14 protein-coding genes are annotated in these 14,999 nt (G+C 71.8%); 7 read left to right on the top strand and 7 right to left on the bottom strand.

Annotated features, from left to right (window positions below; genetic code table 11):
* Positions 1–128: 128 nt before the first annotated feature.
* The 3 genes from ACQRUO_RS04855 (at position 129) to ACQRUO_RS04845 (ending at position 3,492) form a co-directional block, all read left to right on the top strand.
* On the top strand, positions 129–1,079 hold the full coding sequence (locus ACQRUO_RS04855; protein ID WP_428314454.1) for a sulfotransferase: 951 nt from the start codon (positions 129–131) through the stop codon (positions 1,077–1,079).
* Positions 1,080–1,319: 240 nt separating this feature from the next.
* Entirely contained in the window at positions 1,320–2,768 is a 1,449-nt protein-coding gene (locus ACQRUO_RS04850) for an MFS transporter (protein ID WP_428314453.1), read from the top strand.
* Positions 2,769–3,159: 391 nt separating this feature from the next.
* Complete coding sequence (locus ACQRUO_RS04845; RefSeq protein ID WP_428314452.1) at positions 3,160–3,492, top strand: hypothetical protein; 333 nt, start codon at positions 3,160–3,162, stop codon at positions 3,490–3,492.
* 167 nt (positions 3,493–3,659) lie between these two features.
* Here the strand turns inward: ACQRUO_RS04845 and ACQRUO_RS04840 are convergent, their stop codons facing one another.
* Positions 3,660–4,178, bottom strand: coding sequence for a hypothetical protein (locus ACQRUO_RS04840; RefSeq protein ID WP_428314451.1), 519 nt, complete (start codon positions 4,176–4,178; stop codon positions 3,660–3,662).
* Between the two features lie 245 nt (positions 4,179–4,423).
* Positions 4,424–5,242 (bottom strand): terpene synthase family protein, encoded by an 819-nt coding sequence (locus ACQRUO_RS04835; protein WP_428314450.1) that lies wholly within the window; start codon positions 5,240–5,242, stop codon positions 4,424–4,426.
* A 665-nt stretch (positions 5,243–5,907) separates the two neighbouring features.
* Between ACQRUO_RS04835 and ACQRUO_RS04830 the strand changes: the two genes are divergently transcribed.
* Positions 5,908–6,768, top strand: coding sequence for a choice-of-anchor K domain-containing protein (locus tag ACQRUO_RS04830; RefSeq protein ID WP_428314449.1), 861 nt, complete (start codon positions 5,908–5,910; stop codon positions 6,766–6,768).
* A gap of 295 nt (positions 6,769–7,063) precedes the next feature.
* The gene (locus ACQRUO_RS04825; RefSeq protein WP_428314448.1) at positions 7,064–7,237 is read left to right on the top strand and encodes a hypothetical protein; all 174 of its coding nucleotides are present in this window, start codon (positions 7,064–7,066) and stop codon (positions 7,235–7,237) included.
* Positions 7,238–7,261: 24 nt separating this feature from the next.
* Here the strand turns inward: ACQRUO_RS04825 and ACQRUO_RS04820 are convergent, their stop codons facing one another.
* Entirely contained in the window at positions 7,262–7,588 is a 327-nt protein-coding gene (locus ACQRUO_RS04820) for a hypothetical protein (protein ID WP_428314447.1), read from the bottom strand.
* 423 nt (positions 7,589–8,011) lie between these two features.
* Positions 8,012–8,446, bottom strand: a complete 435-nt coding sequence (locus ACQRUO_RS04815) for a hypothetical protein (RefSeq protein ID WP_428314446.1) — start codon at positions 8,444–8,446, stop codon at positions 8,012–8,014.
* A 130-nt stretch (positions 8,447–8,576) separates the two neighbouring features.
* On the opposite strand from ACQRUO_RS04815, the gene ACQRUO_RS04810 reads away from it, so the two are divergent.
* A complete protein-coding gene (locus ACQRUO_RS04810) occupies positions 8,577–10,565 on the top strand; it encodes a HEAT repeat domain-containing protein (protein WP_428314445.1) in 1,989 nt (662 codons plus the stop codon).
* A 502-nt stretch (positions 10,566–11,067) separates the two neighbouring features.
* Here ACQRUO_RS04810 and ACQRUO_RS04805 read toward each other — a convergent pair.
* The 3 genes from ACQRUO_RS04805 to ACQRUO_RS04795 form a co-directional block, all read right to left on the bottom strand.
* The gene (locus ACQRUO_RS04805; protein ID WP_428314444.1) at positions 11,068–12,270 is read right to left on the bottom strand and encodes an NAD(P)/FAD-dependent oxidoreductase; all 1,203 of its coding nucleotides are present in this window, start codon (positions 12,268–12,270) and stop codon (positions 11,068–11,070) included.
* A gap of 114 nt (positions 12,271–12,384) precedes the next feature.
* Positions 12,385–13,329 carry an RNA polymerase sigma-70 factor gene (locus ACQRUO_RS04800; RefSeq protein WP_428314443.1) on the bottom strand — a complete coding sequence of 315 codons (945 nt, stop codon included), beginning with the start codon at positions 13,327–13,329 and terminating at the stop codon, positions 12,385–12,387.
* A 180-nt stretch (positions 13,330–13,509) separates the two neighbouring features.
* On the bottom strand, positions 13,510–14,010 hold the full coding sequence (locus tag ACQRUO_RS04795) for a MarR family winged helix-turn-helix transcriptional regulator (protein ID WP_428314442.1): 501 nt from the start codon (positions 14,008–14,010) through the stop codon (positions 13,510–13,512).
* A 29-nt stretch (positions 14,011–14,039) separates the two neighbouring features.
* Here ACQRUO_RS04795 and ACQRUO_RS04790 point away from each other — a divergent pair, with 29 nt between their 5' ends.
* Positions 14,040–14,936: an alpha/beta hydrolase gene (locus tag ACQRUO_RS04790; protein ID WP_428314441.1), complete on the top strand. Its 897-nt coding sequence runs from the start codon at positions 14,040–14,042 to the stop codon at positions 14,934–14,936.
* Positions 14,937–14,999: the final 63 nt, after the last annotated feature.

Below are 14,999 nucleotides of genomic sequence, written 5' to 3'. Positions count from 1 at the left end.
GGCTCGCGCACCGCTATCGTGCGATCACTCGGCCGGAAGGGGAGATCGTGCGCCCGTTGACGTTCGTCGTCGGAACAGGTCGCAGCGGTTCGACCGCGCTCTCGCGTGTGCTCAACGTCCACCCGGACGTGCTCAGCCTCAACGAGTTGCTCGCGTCCGTGGGGACCGCAGGGATTCCGGAAGATCCGATGCCGGGGCGGGAATTCTGGCAGCTGCTCGCCGAGCCGAACCCGGTCTTCGAGAAGATGATCCGCTCGGGAATCCCGCTCCCGGAGTTCCTCTACACCCGGCGACCCGGGCGGTACTCGGCCGGAACCGCGGGGATCCCGGCCATCCTGCTCATGGTGCTGCCCCACTTGTCGGACCAGCCGGATGACCTGTTCGACGACCTCGCGCGAACGGTCCGGCCCTGGCCGTCCCGCCGCCCAGCCGACCAGTACCGGGCCTTGTTCGATGAGCTGTGCGACCGTTTCGGCCGCACAGCGGTGGTGGAACGGTCGGGCTACTCGACGGAGTGGATCCCACGTCTCCGGGTGCTCTTCCCCGAGGCCCGGTTCGTTCACCTGGTCCGCTCCGGCCCCGACTGCGCCCTGTCCATGAGCCGGCACGCCGGCTACCGGACGATTCTGCTCCTGCGGGAGATCCTCGAACGCTCTGGTGTCACCGAATTCTTCGAGCTCACCGAGGAGCACGTCCGGACACTGCCGCCCGACCTGGCTCCCCTGCTCGCCGAGCGGTTCGATCCGGCGCTGGTGTGGCAGCGCGACATCGAGCTCACCGCGTTCGGTCAGCTGTGGTCCCGCTTGGTCACCGAGGGCATCGCCCACCTGGAGGAGGTGCCCTCGTCGATGCGGACCACGCTGGTCTACGAGCAGACGCTGGACGACCCGGACCGGGAGCTGTCGCGCCTTGCCGAGTTCATCGGCGTGGACCCCCTCCCCGAGTGGCTGGCCACGGCAAGGACCATGCTCGACGCCAGCCGCCGGGGCGCCTCCAGGCGACTGCCGCCCGAGGAGCAACACGCGCTCAGGGACAGCTGCGCCCCAGGAGAGCTGGCGCTGGGGCTGACGCGCGCATAGCAGCCGGTCTGGGCAGGTCTGGACACCCCGAGGAGCCCAGCGGTTGAGCCGGCTGATGACTCGTCGGGTCGAGACGGTTGTCACCGGCTGCACGGCACAGTCGCTCGTCGCGATATGCCAGGAGGCTCGGGATGATCTTGAGCCTCTGCGCGGTTGGCCCCGAAGGAGGGCGGCGCGGAAGTCACCTGCCTCCTCTGTATGCCGCTCAGATCCACTTCGACGGAACCAAGGGGGCCACGCGTGACCGACGCATGGCAGCGCAACACTGCTCTCCTCGTTGCCGGGTGCTTCTTCATGGAGAACCTCGACGGCACCATCGTCACCACGGCCGCCCCGCAGATCGCCAGGTCACTGGGCACGTCCTCGGCCGCGACAGGTCTACTCGTCACCGCCTACCTCCTGACGCTCGCGGTCCTCATCCCGCTCAGCGGTTGGCTCACCCGCCGCCACGGCAGCCGGCGAGTGTTCCTGTCCGCGATCACGATCTTCACCCTCGCCTCGCTCGGCTGCGCTGTCAGCACCAGCCTCGGCGAACTCGTCGCGCTGCGGGTCCTGCAAGGCGTCGGCGGCGCGATGATGGTCCCGGTCGGCAGGCTCATCGTGGTGGCCAGGACCGAGAAGCAGGACCTGATGAGGATCACGTCCTACATCGTCTGGCCCGGCCTGCTCGCCCCCGTCATCGCCCCGCTGGCCGGCGGCCTGATCACCACCTACATCTCCTGGCACTGGCTGTTCCTGATGAACATCCCGCTCGGGATCGTGGCGTTCGTCGTCGCCTGGCGGCTGATCGAGAACACCGACGCCATCGCGGTGCCGCCACTGGACTGGGCCGGCGTACTACTGACCTGCACCGGGCTGGGCGGGCTCACCTACGCCGCCCACCTCGTCTGTGAGACCCCCGTCCCCTGGACGGCCGCCGCAACATCCGGTGCCCTCTCCCTGACGCTGCTCACCGCAGCCGTGTTGCACCTGCTGCGCACCCCACACCCACTGGTCACGCTGCGCACCCTGCGCGTCCCGAGCTACCGGACCACGGAGCTCGGCAGCTTCCTGTTCTGGCTCGTGGTCGGTTCCGCTCCGTTCCTGCTGCCGCTGCTGTTCCAGACCCAGTTCGGCTGGAGTCCGATCAAGTCGGGCTCCGTCGTCATGTGCATCTTCGTCGGCAACATCGCCATCAAGCCCGCGGCCATCCCACTCATCAACCGTTTCGGCTTCAGGCCCCTCCTCGTCACCGCCACTCTCGGCGTCACACTCACGACGGCCTGCCTGGGACTGACCACCGCCACCACCCCACTGCCCGTCATCGCGGTACTGACCCTGCTCAGCGGTGTCGCCCGATCGATCGCCCTCACCGCCTACGGGACCATCTCGCTCAGCGACATCACCCCGGAACACATGCCCGACGCCACCACCCTCGGCGCCACCACCCAGCAGCTCGCGAGCGGCCTCGCCATTGCGACCGCCACGATCGCCCTACGACTGGGAAACCGACTCAGCGGCCCGGCCGGCACTCCCGCCCACGCCACCCCCTACACCGTGGCCTTCGGAGTGCTCGCTCTGGTGGCGCTCGGCGCCACCTTCTCGGCCCTGCGTCTGCACCCCCGGGCCGGCGACTCCGTCCGCCACCACCGCGCGCCACTTGGTAGCCCCAGCACCCCGACGCCGACCCAGAGCACCACAAGTCGCTGAAGCACCGCAGCGATCAGGAGAACCACCACATGCGCGGTGCGCGCCCTGGTCGCAGGGCTGGGCTACTGGATGAGCGGCAGCCTGGAGTTCCACCTCAGAAGTCCTCGGTTCGCCTCGGCACCAGGTAGCACGCGTCAAACCCCGCCGGGGTGAGCCAGGACAGCCGCGTCGGTGCGCGAGGTCCTCGCGCACCGGGCCGTAGGCGGCGCGCCGAAGGGCGCAGGCGAGGGAACAGCGGCCCGCGCGCGGAGCGAGGGTGAAGAGCGTGGTTGCACTGCGCCACCCGCGCCCAGTCCGCCGCCGGGACGCGCAGGCAGCCCGGGCGTGGGGGGCGACATCGCGGCGGCCGCGGGTGAGGGCGCCCCGCCGCGACGGACGGGCCCGTCCGGTGGTGCCGGTCGTGATGGCGCTGGTCTGGTTTGGTCTCGACGCGATCGCCGCCGCCCCCGCAGTGGCCGGTATGGCGCCCGTCGCGGTGCTGGATCCCGAGCGGGCCGTCGGCGTGGTGGAGCGGTGCGAGGCAGTCCTGCGCCGGGAACAGGACCACACCGCACTCGTCCTGGCCGGCGGGCGGACCACCTCCGCGGTCCTCGCCGAAGCAACCGGCCGCCACCGCAGGCGCACCCGGGCCCGGATAGGCCGGCAGGCCGACCGGCTCCTGCACGAGCGAACCCGCCACCAGGCCGCGTGGTGGGGCCCCGGCCACTGCGGCGAGCAGCCCTGAACCGGTCCACCCGTGGCCTGGCCCGGTCAGGCCGGGCCGTCGTCCGGGTGTCCCATCCACGCGGGTTCCGGCGGCGGGTCGAGGATCGCCTTGACGTCGCGCGCCAAGCCCGCGAGGACGGCCAGCTCGTCGGGGTCCAGGCCGCCGGCGCAGGGTCAGCACGCAGGTCAGCTCAGCACGTCGCAGACGTCGACGGACTTGGTCTGATACAGGACGTCGGGCTGGTGCGTCGGCGAGATCGACACCGCCGCCCCGCCGCTGAGCACGAACTCGCCCTGCGCGTGGTACGGGTCACCGGCCTGGACGGTGACCCCCAAGTTGTCCGGCACCACCCACAGGTGGGACTTGTCCGGCAGGTTGTAGAGGGTGCCGGTACCGCTGAGGTCCTCGTCCACGGTTCTGCCGCTGGAGAGGTTCGTGAAGTGGGCGATGAGCGGGCCGCGGAAGTCGGTCACCAACGGCGAGCCGTCCGGGTACGCGGCGGCGACCCGCATCTCGACGGCCTGCGTGGGGAACTCCTCCTTGAGCTCGAACGGGCAGACCAGGCCGGCGGGATAGTCGAACGGGCTGTAGGTGATCGGCGTCCAGCCGTCGCCGGATCCGGTGGTGTCGGCCGAGGCCGCAGCCGGGAACGCCACGACGAGCAGGCCCGCCGACAGGGCCAGGCCGAGGATTCGTGTCCGCATGGTATCCTTTCGTGTTCTGATGGTTTCCTGGATCCGCGTCCCGAGCCCCCGCCGGATCCGTCCATCACTGTGGGACCACCAGCCCCGCGAGGCAAGAGCTTCGGCCGAGGCTGAAACATGAGGACGGCTCGACGGCCTGCCGGCCTGACCGGAGGAATGGCCTGGCCGACCGTGAGGGGAGCCTGCCGCTTCGGTGCGTGGGAGGCGTGACCGTTTCATCGTGGGTTGACGGCAGGTCAGGCAGGTCAGGCAGGCCAGGTGAGGGCGGCGGTGTCGTCGGCGTCGGAGTCGATGAACGCGTCGGCGTAGCGCAGCGTGTCGTGGTCGACCCAGTCCTGGTAGCCGCGCATCCAGTGCCGTAGGCCGTCGATGTGGCCGCGCAGCCGCCGCGAGGCGTGGGGTTCGAGCGCGAGGGCGAGAGCTTGGAAGGAGGCGATCTCGCTGCGGACGCGGGCGGCGACCAGGTCGACGGCCTGTTGCATGGGCAGCCCGTGGTGGGCGTAGATGGCGGCCATGTTCCAGTACTGGCCGGGTTGGTTGAGTTCCATGCGCAGGCTCTGTACATCGTTGCTCCAGCACACGACGTTGTTGGCGTGCAGGACGAGCTGCTGGAAGGTCGGGCTGTCGCACTCCTGGGGACTGACCGGTCCCGCCTTGGCGGCGTCGGAGAGGGCCAGGCACGGGTTGGTGCCGCTGGTGTGGCGGCGGATCGTCTCGTACTGCGCGATGCCGACGGGCTCGGCGCGTAGGTGGCCCACGATCTGCAGGCCGGCGGTGGACGCCCACATCCGCATGCCGTGGGCGAAGCGCTGGAAGTGCTCCTCGGACAGGTGGGAGCGCAGCCGGGTGCACACCTCCAGCCAGGCCGCGCCGAACACCGGCTGCGCGCCCGGGCGGTGGTGGTCGAGGACGTCGATCATGGCGGTCAGGTTCGGGACGGTGTGCTCGGTGAGGGTGTCGACCCGGTCGACGAACAGGTCGTCGACGACGAAGAACCAGATGAAGTAGTCCGCGCAGATCTGGAGGAACGTTTCGTCGGCGTCCGGGTAGCAGCGCGCTGCCAACCGTACCGGGTCCGTTCCAGGCGGGCCCGGTACGCGGGCGCGGGGACCAGGCCGTGCCGTTCGGCGAAGGCCAGCGCCCCGGCCTCCGCCTCCGCCGCACGGGGATGGCAGGCCGAGGGCCAGGGGAACTCGAACCTGGGGATCACCAGGTCCCGGCCGTCCTCCCGGCCACCCGTACGCGGCCCGCCGTCCCGGCCGACGGCGCTCAGGAGACGGACGGCCGAGGTCCCGGGGCCGGTCGGCCCCGGTAGGCGCAACCGCGGTGCGGCCTCGTGTGCTGTCGTCATGGCTGCTGCGCTCCTCTGTCCTCGGGGGCACGGGCAGGCCCGGCGAACGTGGACCGGGATCAGTGTGCGGACAACGGGGTAGGGCAGGCGGGCGGTTCGCGGGCCTGTCACTCGTGCGGGTGTCTTCCTGATCGTTTCGCAGGCGAAGCCCAAGCAGTGGGGCCGCGCGTGCTGTCCTCGCCACGGAGTGCCCTATCACTCGGACGAGTGATGCGAGTTCCGGGCATCGTTGCACGGGATTCGCCTGCACACTTGGGAGAGTAGGACTGTCAGTTGACGAACGACCCATCGAGGTCACCCGCGGCGTCGGCTGCCGCCGGAACGCACGTGGCCGATCCCGCGTGCGGCGCGCCCAGCACATCGAGGAGTTGCCGAAGCATGTCCACAGTCACGACATCGGGAACCTGGACCGCCATTACCCCGACCCCGCCCAACGTCTCGGGCCTCAACACCGGCCACATCACCTGGGGCAATCCCGTCAAGGGCGACGACAAGAGCGGCTACTCGTTCACCGGCGGCACCATCGAGGCCAAGCCCAACGGTTCAGAGCAGACACTGGGCACCTTCACCCACCAGAACTTCCCCATCTACGGCAACGGCGTCGACAGGTTCCATGTCGATCTCGTCGTCCGCATCCGGTTCGAAGAGGACGACAGGGACCGCGACTTCAGCTTCAGGTTCCACCACTTCGAGACGCCCAACGACGGCCCCACACCCGACGACGAGGTCGACCTGCCCACGCGGGTGTCCAAGGAGAGCGTGACCATCGACGGCGAGGAGTACGCCGCCGTGATCACCGGCTTCAAGCGCAACGGGGAGATCGTCAACAGGTTCCTCAGCCCCGAGAACGGCTCCAACAGCGCCGACATCGTCGCCGTGCTCTCCCGGGTGGGCGCCCCCGACGTGGTCATCACCACTGTCGGCCACAAGGGCAAGGTGAAGTACACCCAGGCCGACGAGTACGTCGAGATCGTCAACCGGGGCACGGCGCACGCGGACATCTCCGGCTGGCTCCTCCACGCCGACGACCCCGGCCAGAACTTCACCTTCCCGCCCGCCACCACCCTCAAGGCCGGCCAGCGGATCCGCGTCTACACCAACGAGATCCACCCCGAGTGGGGCGGCTACTCCTTCGGCAGCGCACGCGCCATCTGGAACGACAAGGGCGACACCGCGCACCTCTCCGACACCAAGGGCACCCTCGTCTCCGACTACACCTACGGCCCCGGGCCCTCCTGAACGCCGTCCCCGGCCAAGGAGAGAGCCAGCCCAGGAGCCCGGTGGACAGCCCGGTGGACGCCGCGGCCACCGGGTGCTGGAGACCCGCCTGACGGCAAGGAAGCCGCCGACCCCGCCGCCCGTCCACGCGTGGCCCAGGCACGCGAACGCACCCGGGCCGCCGTCCACGGCCAGGACCCCTCCCCTACCCGATCCCGCGGTGGCGGTCGCCGATGTCGGATACACGGCCTCCGGGGAGAATGCGTGCGGTGAGGCGGCCGTGGCCCGCGCGTCCCGGGCCGATCGAAGGGGTGACATGAGGAGCAAGTGCGTCAGGCCGTTGGCCAAGCTGACCAACGATCTCGCCCCACCGCTGTGCACGCCGTGCGTGGCCGCGATGCGGCGCCCGGCCCGCGAACAGTCCTACGCGGCCTGGAGCTCCGGACCTGAGCGGCCGGCCTCGGCGACGGGCAGCACCCGCCCGCGCTGAGAAAACGCAGCCGCGGGGGGCCGGTCACGGCTGGGGGTGGTCGAGGCGGTGGCGCAGGTCGTGGACGGCGGCGGCCAGGGCGGCGGTGTCGGTGCTGTCGACGCGGTGGTCGAGCACGGCGGTCCAGTCGGTGGTGGTGCCGTCGTGGAGCACGTGGCCGGCGAACAGGCGCAGCCGGCGGTAGGGGTTGAAGGCGTTGTCGATGCCGATCCACCACCGGTCGGCATCGTGCACCAGACGGAGCTGTCCGGGGCCGAAGCCGGGCATGGTCCGAATGCTGCCGCTCTGCCAGCCCATCGCGGTGATGATCCGTTCGGCGGCGAGGTCCGGCCCGCTCTGCCCCAGCTCCATGTGCGATCCCTCCTGGCGGCGACTCGAGCGACGGTGCGAGGCCAGTATGGCGGGCCGCGGCCTCTACTGGGACCGCTCTTTCGCACCGCACTGGGGCAGCGCAGGTTTCTGGACCGTCTTTCTGCTCGTCATACCCGTCGTGGGAGTAGTGGCTCCTCGTGGGGTTCGTCCGTTCGGGCGTCGAGATGCTCGCCGCCGTCGGGGCAGCCCGGTGACCGTCGCGGCCGGGCATCGTCACCGGACTCGTGTGCTGGGAGCGATGACACGGAGCGCTCGAACACCGGACATGGGCGCCGGGCGCCGTGTCGGCGCACCGGGTGCAGCCACGCCCACGACAGCCAGCGCGACCAGCGGTGCCAGTGGACCTCTCCACCGTAGCCGGGCCGGTCCGAGGAGGGTGCGGGCAGGATGACCGGGACCGGTTCAGTCGTTGGCGGGCGAGGGCGTGGGCCTCCCCAGCAACGACTGGCCGGCTGTCCACCTCGGGTGCCGCACGACGACGCGGCCGAAGCTCTTCCTGCCGACCAATGCCACGCGAAGCGTGATCGGCGTATCGGGGCCCGGAGCCTGACGGACCTTGACCTTGCTGAACTCCAGGTTCAGGGCGTAGGCCTCGACCACGATGCCCGGCTTGGTGATCAGCGCCAGGGTCCCGCCGCGCATGTTCATGTCGATCAGCAAGGTGTCCTGCGTGACCACTGCCTGCGTGAAGTCGAGCGTCACCTCGCACCACTCCGCTGCAAGCTCCAGACGTCGTGGCACCCCCCAGCGCCCTACCCGCTGGACCGCACCGAACTTCTGGTCGATCCGGAGTACTTCCTTGACCTCCAGTACAGCAGCGCCGGTAAGGGCCGACACGGGTGGTAGGTCGGGTGTCGGTGTGGTCTGCCAGAGTGTGCGGGTGAGCAACGATCTTGACAGCATCGACTGGGCGTCGATGGGCCACGCATACGGCCGGGCCTCCGAAATACCCGTGTGGCTACGAGGGATGGCGTCGGAAGACCCCGAGGTGCGGCGCAGGGCGCTGCGGGACTTCGTCGGCGCGGTCCACCACCAGGGGGACGTCTACCCGTGCACCCTGGCGAGCCTGCCGTTCCTCTTCGCTCTGGCGGACGACCCCGGGACCCCGGAGCGGGCCGGGATCGTCCGGTTGGTGGTCAGCATCGGGCGTGAGTCCCTCGACTCCGTCGAGGCCGGCGATGAGATCTACATCGCCCCGGGCGGCAGCGAGTCCACGGCCCACGTGGACGCCCTGGCTATGATGCACGAACGGTCCGCCGCTTTCCTCAGGTACTCGGCCGACCCGGGTCCGGAGGTACGACAGCCGGGGATCACGGCACTGGGCCTGTTCCTCGACGACGCCGAGCGGGCCGTCGAGGCGCTGCGCGACCGGCTGCCGGCCGCATGCGGGACCGAGGAGCGACAGACCGTCATCCGCACCATGGCCACCCTGGCGCTGCGACTGCCCAAGGCCCGGCCGGCCGCCACGGCCTGGCTCGACGAGCTGGCCGACGACGCGGCGGCGGAGCCCGACATCCGGCTGGCGGCACTGGTCCACCGTGCCCGCTGCGTCCCGGCGCAGCTGCGCGAGGACACGGTGCCGACGGTGACCGCGCTGCTGCGCCGGATCAGGCCGGGATTCTCATCGGCCCCCGCAGCCGATACCGGACCCGAGCCGGCCCCGAAGGGGCCGCCGCACATCGTCGCCGTGTTCGAGGACATGGCGCGCGACAGCCTGCTGCACGCCCCCACCACCGAGCTCCTGCGCACCCTGCACCGCGAGCTGGGCGACCGCGTATCCGAACGCGCGGCGCTGCTCACCGAACAACTTCGCAGCCCGGACCGGGGCAGCCGCTACGACGCGATCCGGATGACCCGTGAGCTGATCGGTGGCTGGCGGGGCGACCACACCGGGCTCGTCCTGCTCCTCGCCGACTGCCTGACGCTCGAAGATCCGTACACCGCCGCCGCCGCAGCCGACTCCCTGGGCGCCGTGGCGCCCGTCTCCGCTCCCGCGCGGGAAGCCCTCGCCGCGTACGTGGCAGCACAGCGTGCCGCGCACGGGCCGGAGGTCTGGTCGAGCTCCCACCCACTGGTGCGTCGTGCCCACCAGCTGGCCGTGCTGGCGCTGGCCCGCCTCGGTGACCCGCGGGCGCTGCCCTGCCTGCGCACAGCACTGGACGGCGACACCGACACCTGGCGAGCGGTGCAGGACGCCATGCACCTGGGGCCGCTTGCCGCCGAGCTGGTACCGCAACTCGCTCGGCTGCTGAGCGGGTTCGACCTGTCGACGCCGGCGGTCGGGATGCCGTACAACGCCCTGCTGTCCGCCCTCGCCAAGACGGGCGACCCTGCCGCGGTACCCGCGATCACCGCTGCCCTCGACGGGGCACTGCGGCGAAAGGAGTGGCGCGACGCCGCCTCCGCCCTGAAGAACCTCGCCTCCTTCGGCCCCGCCGCCGCATCCGCGCTGAAGGCGGTGCGCCCGCTGGCCGACGCCGAGGACGTCCACCTGCGGGCGGCCGCCACAGCCGCGTTGTGGGCGCTGGACCCCGACCCCACCGACGCCGTGCCCCGGCTGGTCGCGCTGCTCGACACCCACCGGCGCGACGAGGCGGCCGGGGTCCTCGCTCTGGTCGGCCCGTCGGCCGCGGCCGCGCTGCCACGGTTGACGGAGTTGCTGGGCGTCACGTCCGCATGGACCCGGGTGCGGGCGGCCACTGCGGTGTGGGGCATCGCCGGTGAGCCCGAAGCCGCAGCCGTCCGCCAGGCGCTGCAGGCCGCGTGGGAGAGCAACCGCCACACGGCGAACGAGGTGCTGGCCTGCCTGGAGCGGATGGGTCCCGCCGCCGCCCCGCTCCGCCCGCGCGTGGCAGCGGAGCTGGCGCACGCGCGTCGCAGCGGGCGGTTCGAAACGGCGGCCAACGACGAGGAACTCCAGCGGACCTGCCGGGCCCTGATAGGGCGCCTTGCCTAGGACCTACCGGAGGTGAAGGGCGGGTTGTGGCTGCCACGCTCGAACTGCATGTGGGCTGGTCCAGCATTGCGTTGATGAGCGAGAAAGGGGGCGGCTGCGGCCGAAGCTCGGTGGCGATCGGCGCCGAGTCGGCCCCGTCCCCGGCCCAGAGCCCGCCGCCGACCCCCGGCAGCGCCACGGCTACCTCCCGGCCCCGGGCGGCCGCACCGCTCCAGGGGACCGCACTCCCGGGGACTGCGTACTGCGCCGCGCCCCCACCGGTCCAACCGGCCCGGCACCGGAGAGGGTTGGCGTCGGTACCCGGCCGGCTACCGCCGCGGCCGCCCGGAGGGAGCAGGACAGCCGGACCTTCCGCGCCCCGCGCTGACGCACGGCCGGGCCACATCCCGGCGCAGGGAGCCCGGGACGGGGACGGCTCCGGGTGACGGCCTGCACGCCGCGGCCCGCCACCTGCAGCCCGGCGGGTCGCGGCGTGCAGGTAGCGGGGCGCCCCTGCGCGAGGTCAGGCCACCGCCTCCGCCCGCGCACCGCCGCGGGTCTCCTGCCGCACCACGCGCCGGCGCCGGGACGGCATCCCCATCGTGGGGTTGGCGACGCCCCAGGCCGCCCCCTTGCAGATGAGCTCCTTGTAGAGCGCGGCCACGCGACCCGTCAGGGCGCGCTGGAGCGCCCGGTCGCCGGCGGTGACGAACTGGATCAGGCCCTCCTTGCGGCCGAGGGAGACGCACTGCTGGAAGTAGCGGATGGGCACGCGGGGAACCTTGGTCCCGGTCAGCCGGGCGGCGATGGCGTCGGCCGCCTGCCAGGCCATCGGGACGCCCGAGGCACAGGACATCCGCAGCGGCTTGTCGTCGGGACCGATCGCCATCGCGGCGTCGCCCACGGCGTACACGTCCGGGTGGGAGACCGAGCGCATCGTGCCGTCGACCACGATCTGGCCCCGGTCGGTGACGTCCAGGGTGGTGGCGCCGGCGATCGGGTGGACGGCGAAGCCGGTGGTCCAGACCGTGACCGCGGCCGGGAGGGTCCGGCCGTCGGCCGTCGCCACGCCGTCCGCCGCCACCGCGCTGACGGCGGTGTTCTCGTGGACCGTGATGCCGAGCCCGTCCACCACCTTCCGCAGGTGGGTGCGGCCCTTCTCGGAGAGCCAGTCGCCGAGGGCGCCGCGGGCGGCCAGGGTGACGTCGAGGTCCGGGCGGGCCTCCGCGATCTCGGTCGCGGCCTCCAGGCTGGTCAGGCCGCCGCCGACCACGACCACCGCCCGGCCGGCCTCCAGGGCGGCCAGCCGGCCGCCGAGGTGGATGGCGCCGCGGCGGCTGGCGAGCTCGTGGGCGTGCTCGGCGGCGCCGGGGACGCCTCCGTCGTTCCAGCCGCTGCCCAGCGCGTAGACCAGGGTGTCGTACTCCAGCTCCTCGCGCTCGCGGCCGTGTGCAGACGTGACGGCCACCGTCTTGCGGTCCACGTCCACGGCGGTGACGCTGGCGAGCTTCAGTGCCACGCCGGTGCCCGCGAACATCGCGGCGAACGGCCGGGGCCGCAGCTGCTGCCCGGCCGCGAGCTGGTGCAGCCGGACGCGCTCGACGAAGTCGGGCTCGGGGTTGACCAGGGTGATGGTGACGTCCTGGGGGTTCAGCCGCTTGGCGAGGCGACCTGCGGCGGTGGCTCCGGCGTAGCCGGCTCCGAGGACGACGATGCGGTGCTGCATGGTTCTGCTCCTGTCTGCGACGGCCCCGCCGTGGTCTCGGCGCGGTTTCGCCACCTGAACCGGGCAGCCCGGCGTTTCCTGACAGGATCAGGATGTGAAGCACGTCACATCGGGTCAGAGGAGGTGGAGCGGGGAGTCCCCGTGGTCCGTGCCGGCCCACTGCTCGGTCGCGCGGACCAGCTTGTCGGGGTTGACCTGGTTGCGGACCGCGGCGATGCCCTCCGCGGTGATCTCCAGGCAGCTGATCCCGATGACCCGGCCGTCCACGACCGCCACCAGGGCGGGCCCGCCGTTGGCGGTCGTGGCGTGGATCTCGGCCTCGCCCCCGGTGTGGACCCGCTTGGCCCCGCTGGGCTTGAAGAGGCCGCGCAGGAACTTGGCCACCGCGAGCGCACCCTCGAACGCCTTCGCGCGGGCCGGGACCTTCCCGCCGCCGTCGCCGACCGCGACGACGTCCTGGGTGAGCAGGCGCACGAGGGGTTCGGTACGGCCGGTGGTCGCCGCGGCCAGGAACTCCTCGACGATCCTCCGGGAGGCGGCCTCGTCGATCTCGGTGCGCACCTTGCCGTCCGCGACGTGCTTCTTGGCCCGGTGGTGGATCTGCTGGCTGGCGGCCTCGGTGACGTCCAGGATCTCGGCGATCTCGCGGTGCGGGTAGTCGAACGCCTCCCGCAGCACGTACACCGCCCGCTCGTTGGGCGACAGCCGCTCCAGCAGGACCATGACGGCGTACGACACGGACTCGCGCTGCTCGGCGGTGTCGGCCGGGCCGAGCATCGGATCGCCGGCGAGCAGCGGCTCGGGGAGCCAGGTCCCCACGTACGTCTCGCGCCGTGCCCGGGCCGAAGTGAGCATGTTGAGGCAGAAGTTGGTGAGGACCTTGGTCAGCCAGGCCTCCGGCACCTCGATCCGCCCGACGTCGACCGCCTGCCAGCGCAGGAACGTCTCCTGCACGGCGTCCTCCGCCTCGCTCGCCGAGCCGAGCAGCCGGTAGGCGATGGCCTCCAGCCGGGGCCTGGCGGCCTCGAACCGGTCGACGTCACTCATCATCAGGCCCATGCCCGCGATCCTAGTGCCCCGACCGACCCAGGTCGCCGTGGGCCCGGTGGGCCGGGTAGAGCCGGGCGGCCGCGGGGATGTCGCGGTCCGGGCCCCGGGCCTGACGGACGCCCAGGCGGAGGAGCGACCCGCGCCCGTCGGCGGCGCGAGTGGGATCGCTCGCCGCGCGGGCGCTCCGCTTCAGCCGGCGGGGGTGCCGATCCTGTCGTGTTCGAGCGCGGTCAGGAGTTGCCGCAGGGCCTGCCCGGCGTCGTGCAGCTGCGCGGGGTCCAGGGCCGCGTGGACGAGCGCGCCGATGGCCGCGAACGTCTCATCCGCTTCGTGGACGAGTTGCGTGGCGGTGTCAGTGAGCTCCAGCAGCGAGGAGCGGCGGTCGGCGGGATCGGGAACGCGCCCGACCAGGCCGCGCCCTTCGAGGCGGTCGATTCCCTTGCTGGTCGCTCCGACGCCGATGGCGAAGAAGCCCGCGAGGTCGCCGACGCGTGCGTCCGGGTGGTCGTGCAGGTAACGCAGGAACTCGTACTGCGAGGCCGTGATCCCGTGGCGGCGGCGCAGCCGGTCGTTGAGCGCGTTGTACAGGCGGGTCTCGCACCGCACCAGGTCGCTGAAGAAGGTCGCCGCCACCCCGCCGTCCCACTTAGATGCCTGGGCATATGTATTATCTTCCATGGCATATAACATACCGGTCGTGCGCCGAAGGAGAAGACTCAGTGAGCAAGGAACAGCGCGAAGCCATCGCCGCCCTGCTGGGGCAGGCCCCGCAGGGGTTCGAGCCGCAGCCCGTCGAGCGGATGCGGGAGAACTTCGCCCGCATGATGGCCCAGTTCACCGTCCCGCAGGTGCGCACCACCGGCACCGAGTTGGGCGAGCGGCCCGCGGTCCTGGTCGAGCCGGAAGGCGAGCAGCGCCCGGGCACCATCCTGTACTTCCACGGCGGGTCGTTCTCCCTCGGCTCCCCGCAGACGGCGATGGGCCTGACCGCCGGCCTCGTCACCCGCACCGGGCACCGGGCCCTGTCACTGGACTACCGGCTCGCGCCGGAACACCCCTTCCCCGCCGCGATCGAGGACTGCCTCTCCGCTTACCGGGCACTGCTGGAGGACGGGGTCGACGCGCGGTCCATCGCCTTCGCCGGCGATTCGGCCGGCGGCGGCCTGACCGTGACGACCACCCTCGCCGCGCGGAAGGCCGGACTGCCGGTGCCCGGCGCCGTCGTTGCCTTCTCCCCCGGCCTGGACCACACCCGCACCGGCGCCACCATGACGACGAAGGCCGGCATCGACCCCTTCTTCACCCCCGAAGGCATGGCCCACACCAGTGAGATGTACCTCGCCGGGCAGGACCCCCACCAAGAACTGCTCGCCCCGGCCGTCCTGGCCGATCTGACCGGCTTCCCTCCGCTGCTGCTGCAGGTCGGGACGAACGAACTGCTGCTGGACGACTCGGTGCGCCTGGCCCAGCGTGCCCGCGACGCCGAGGTCGACGTCATCCTGGACGTCACGGCCGGCGTGCCGCACGTCTTCCAGTCCTTCACCGGCCGGCTCGACGAGTCCGACCAGGCCCTCGACCGCGCCGCCCTCTTCCTCGCCCAGCACCTCGAGGCCTGAACCAGCGTCCGCCCCCGGTCGCCGACGGCAGCCGACGGCCAAGGGTCGAGGCGCCGCCCGGCG

The organism is Kitasatospora sp. LaBMicrA B282, assembly GCF_050325825.1.
In the GTDB taxonomy this organism is placed as follows: Bacteria; Actinomycetota; Actinomycetes; order Streptomycetales; family Streptomycetaceae; genus Kitasatospora.
This window is presented reverse-complemented; position numbering and strand designations above follow the sequence as displayed.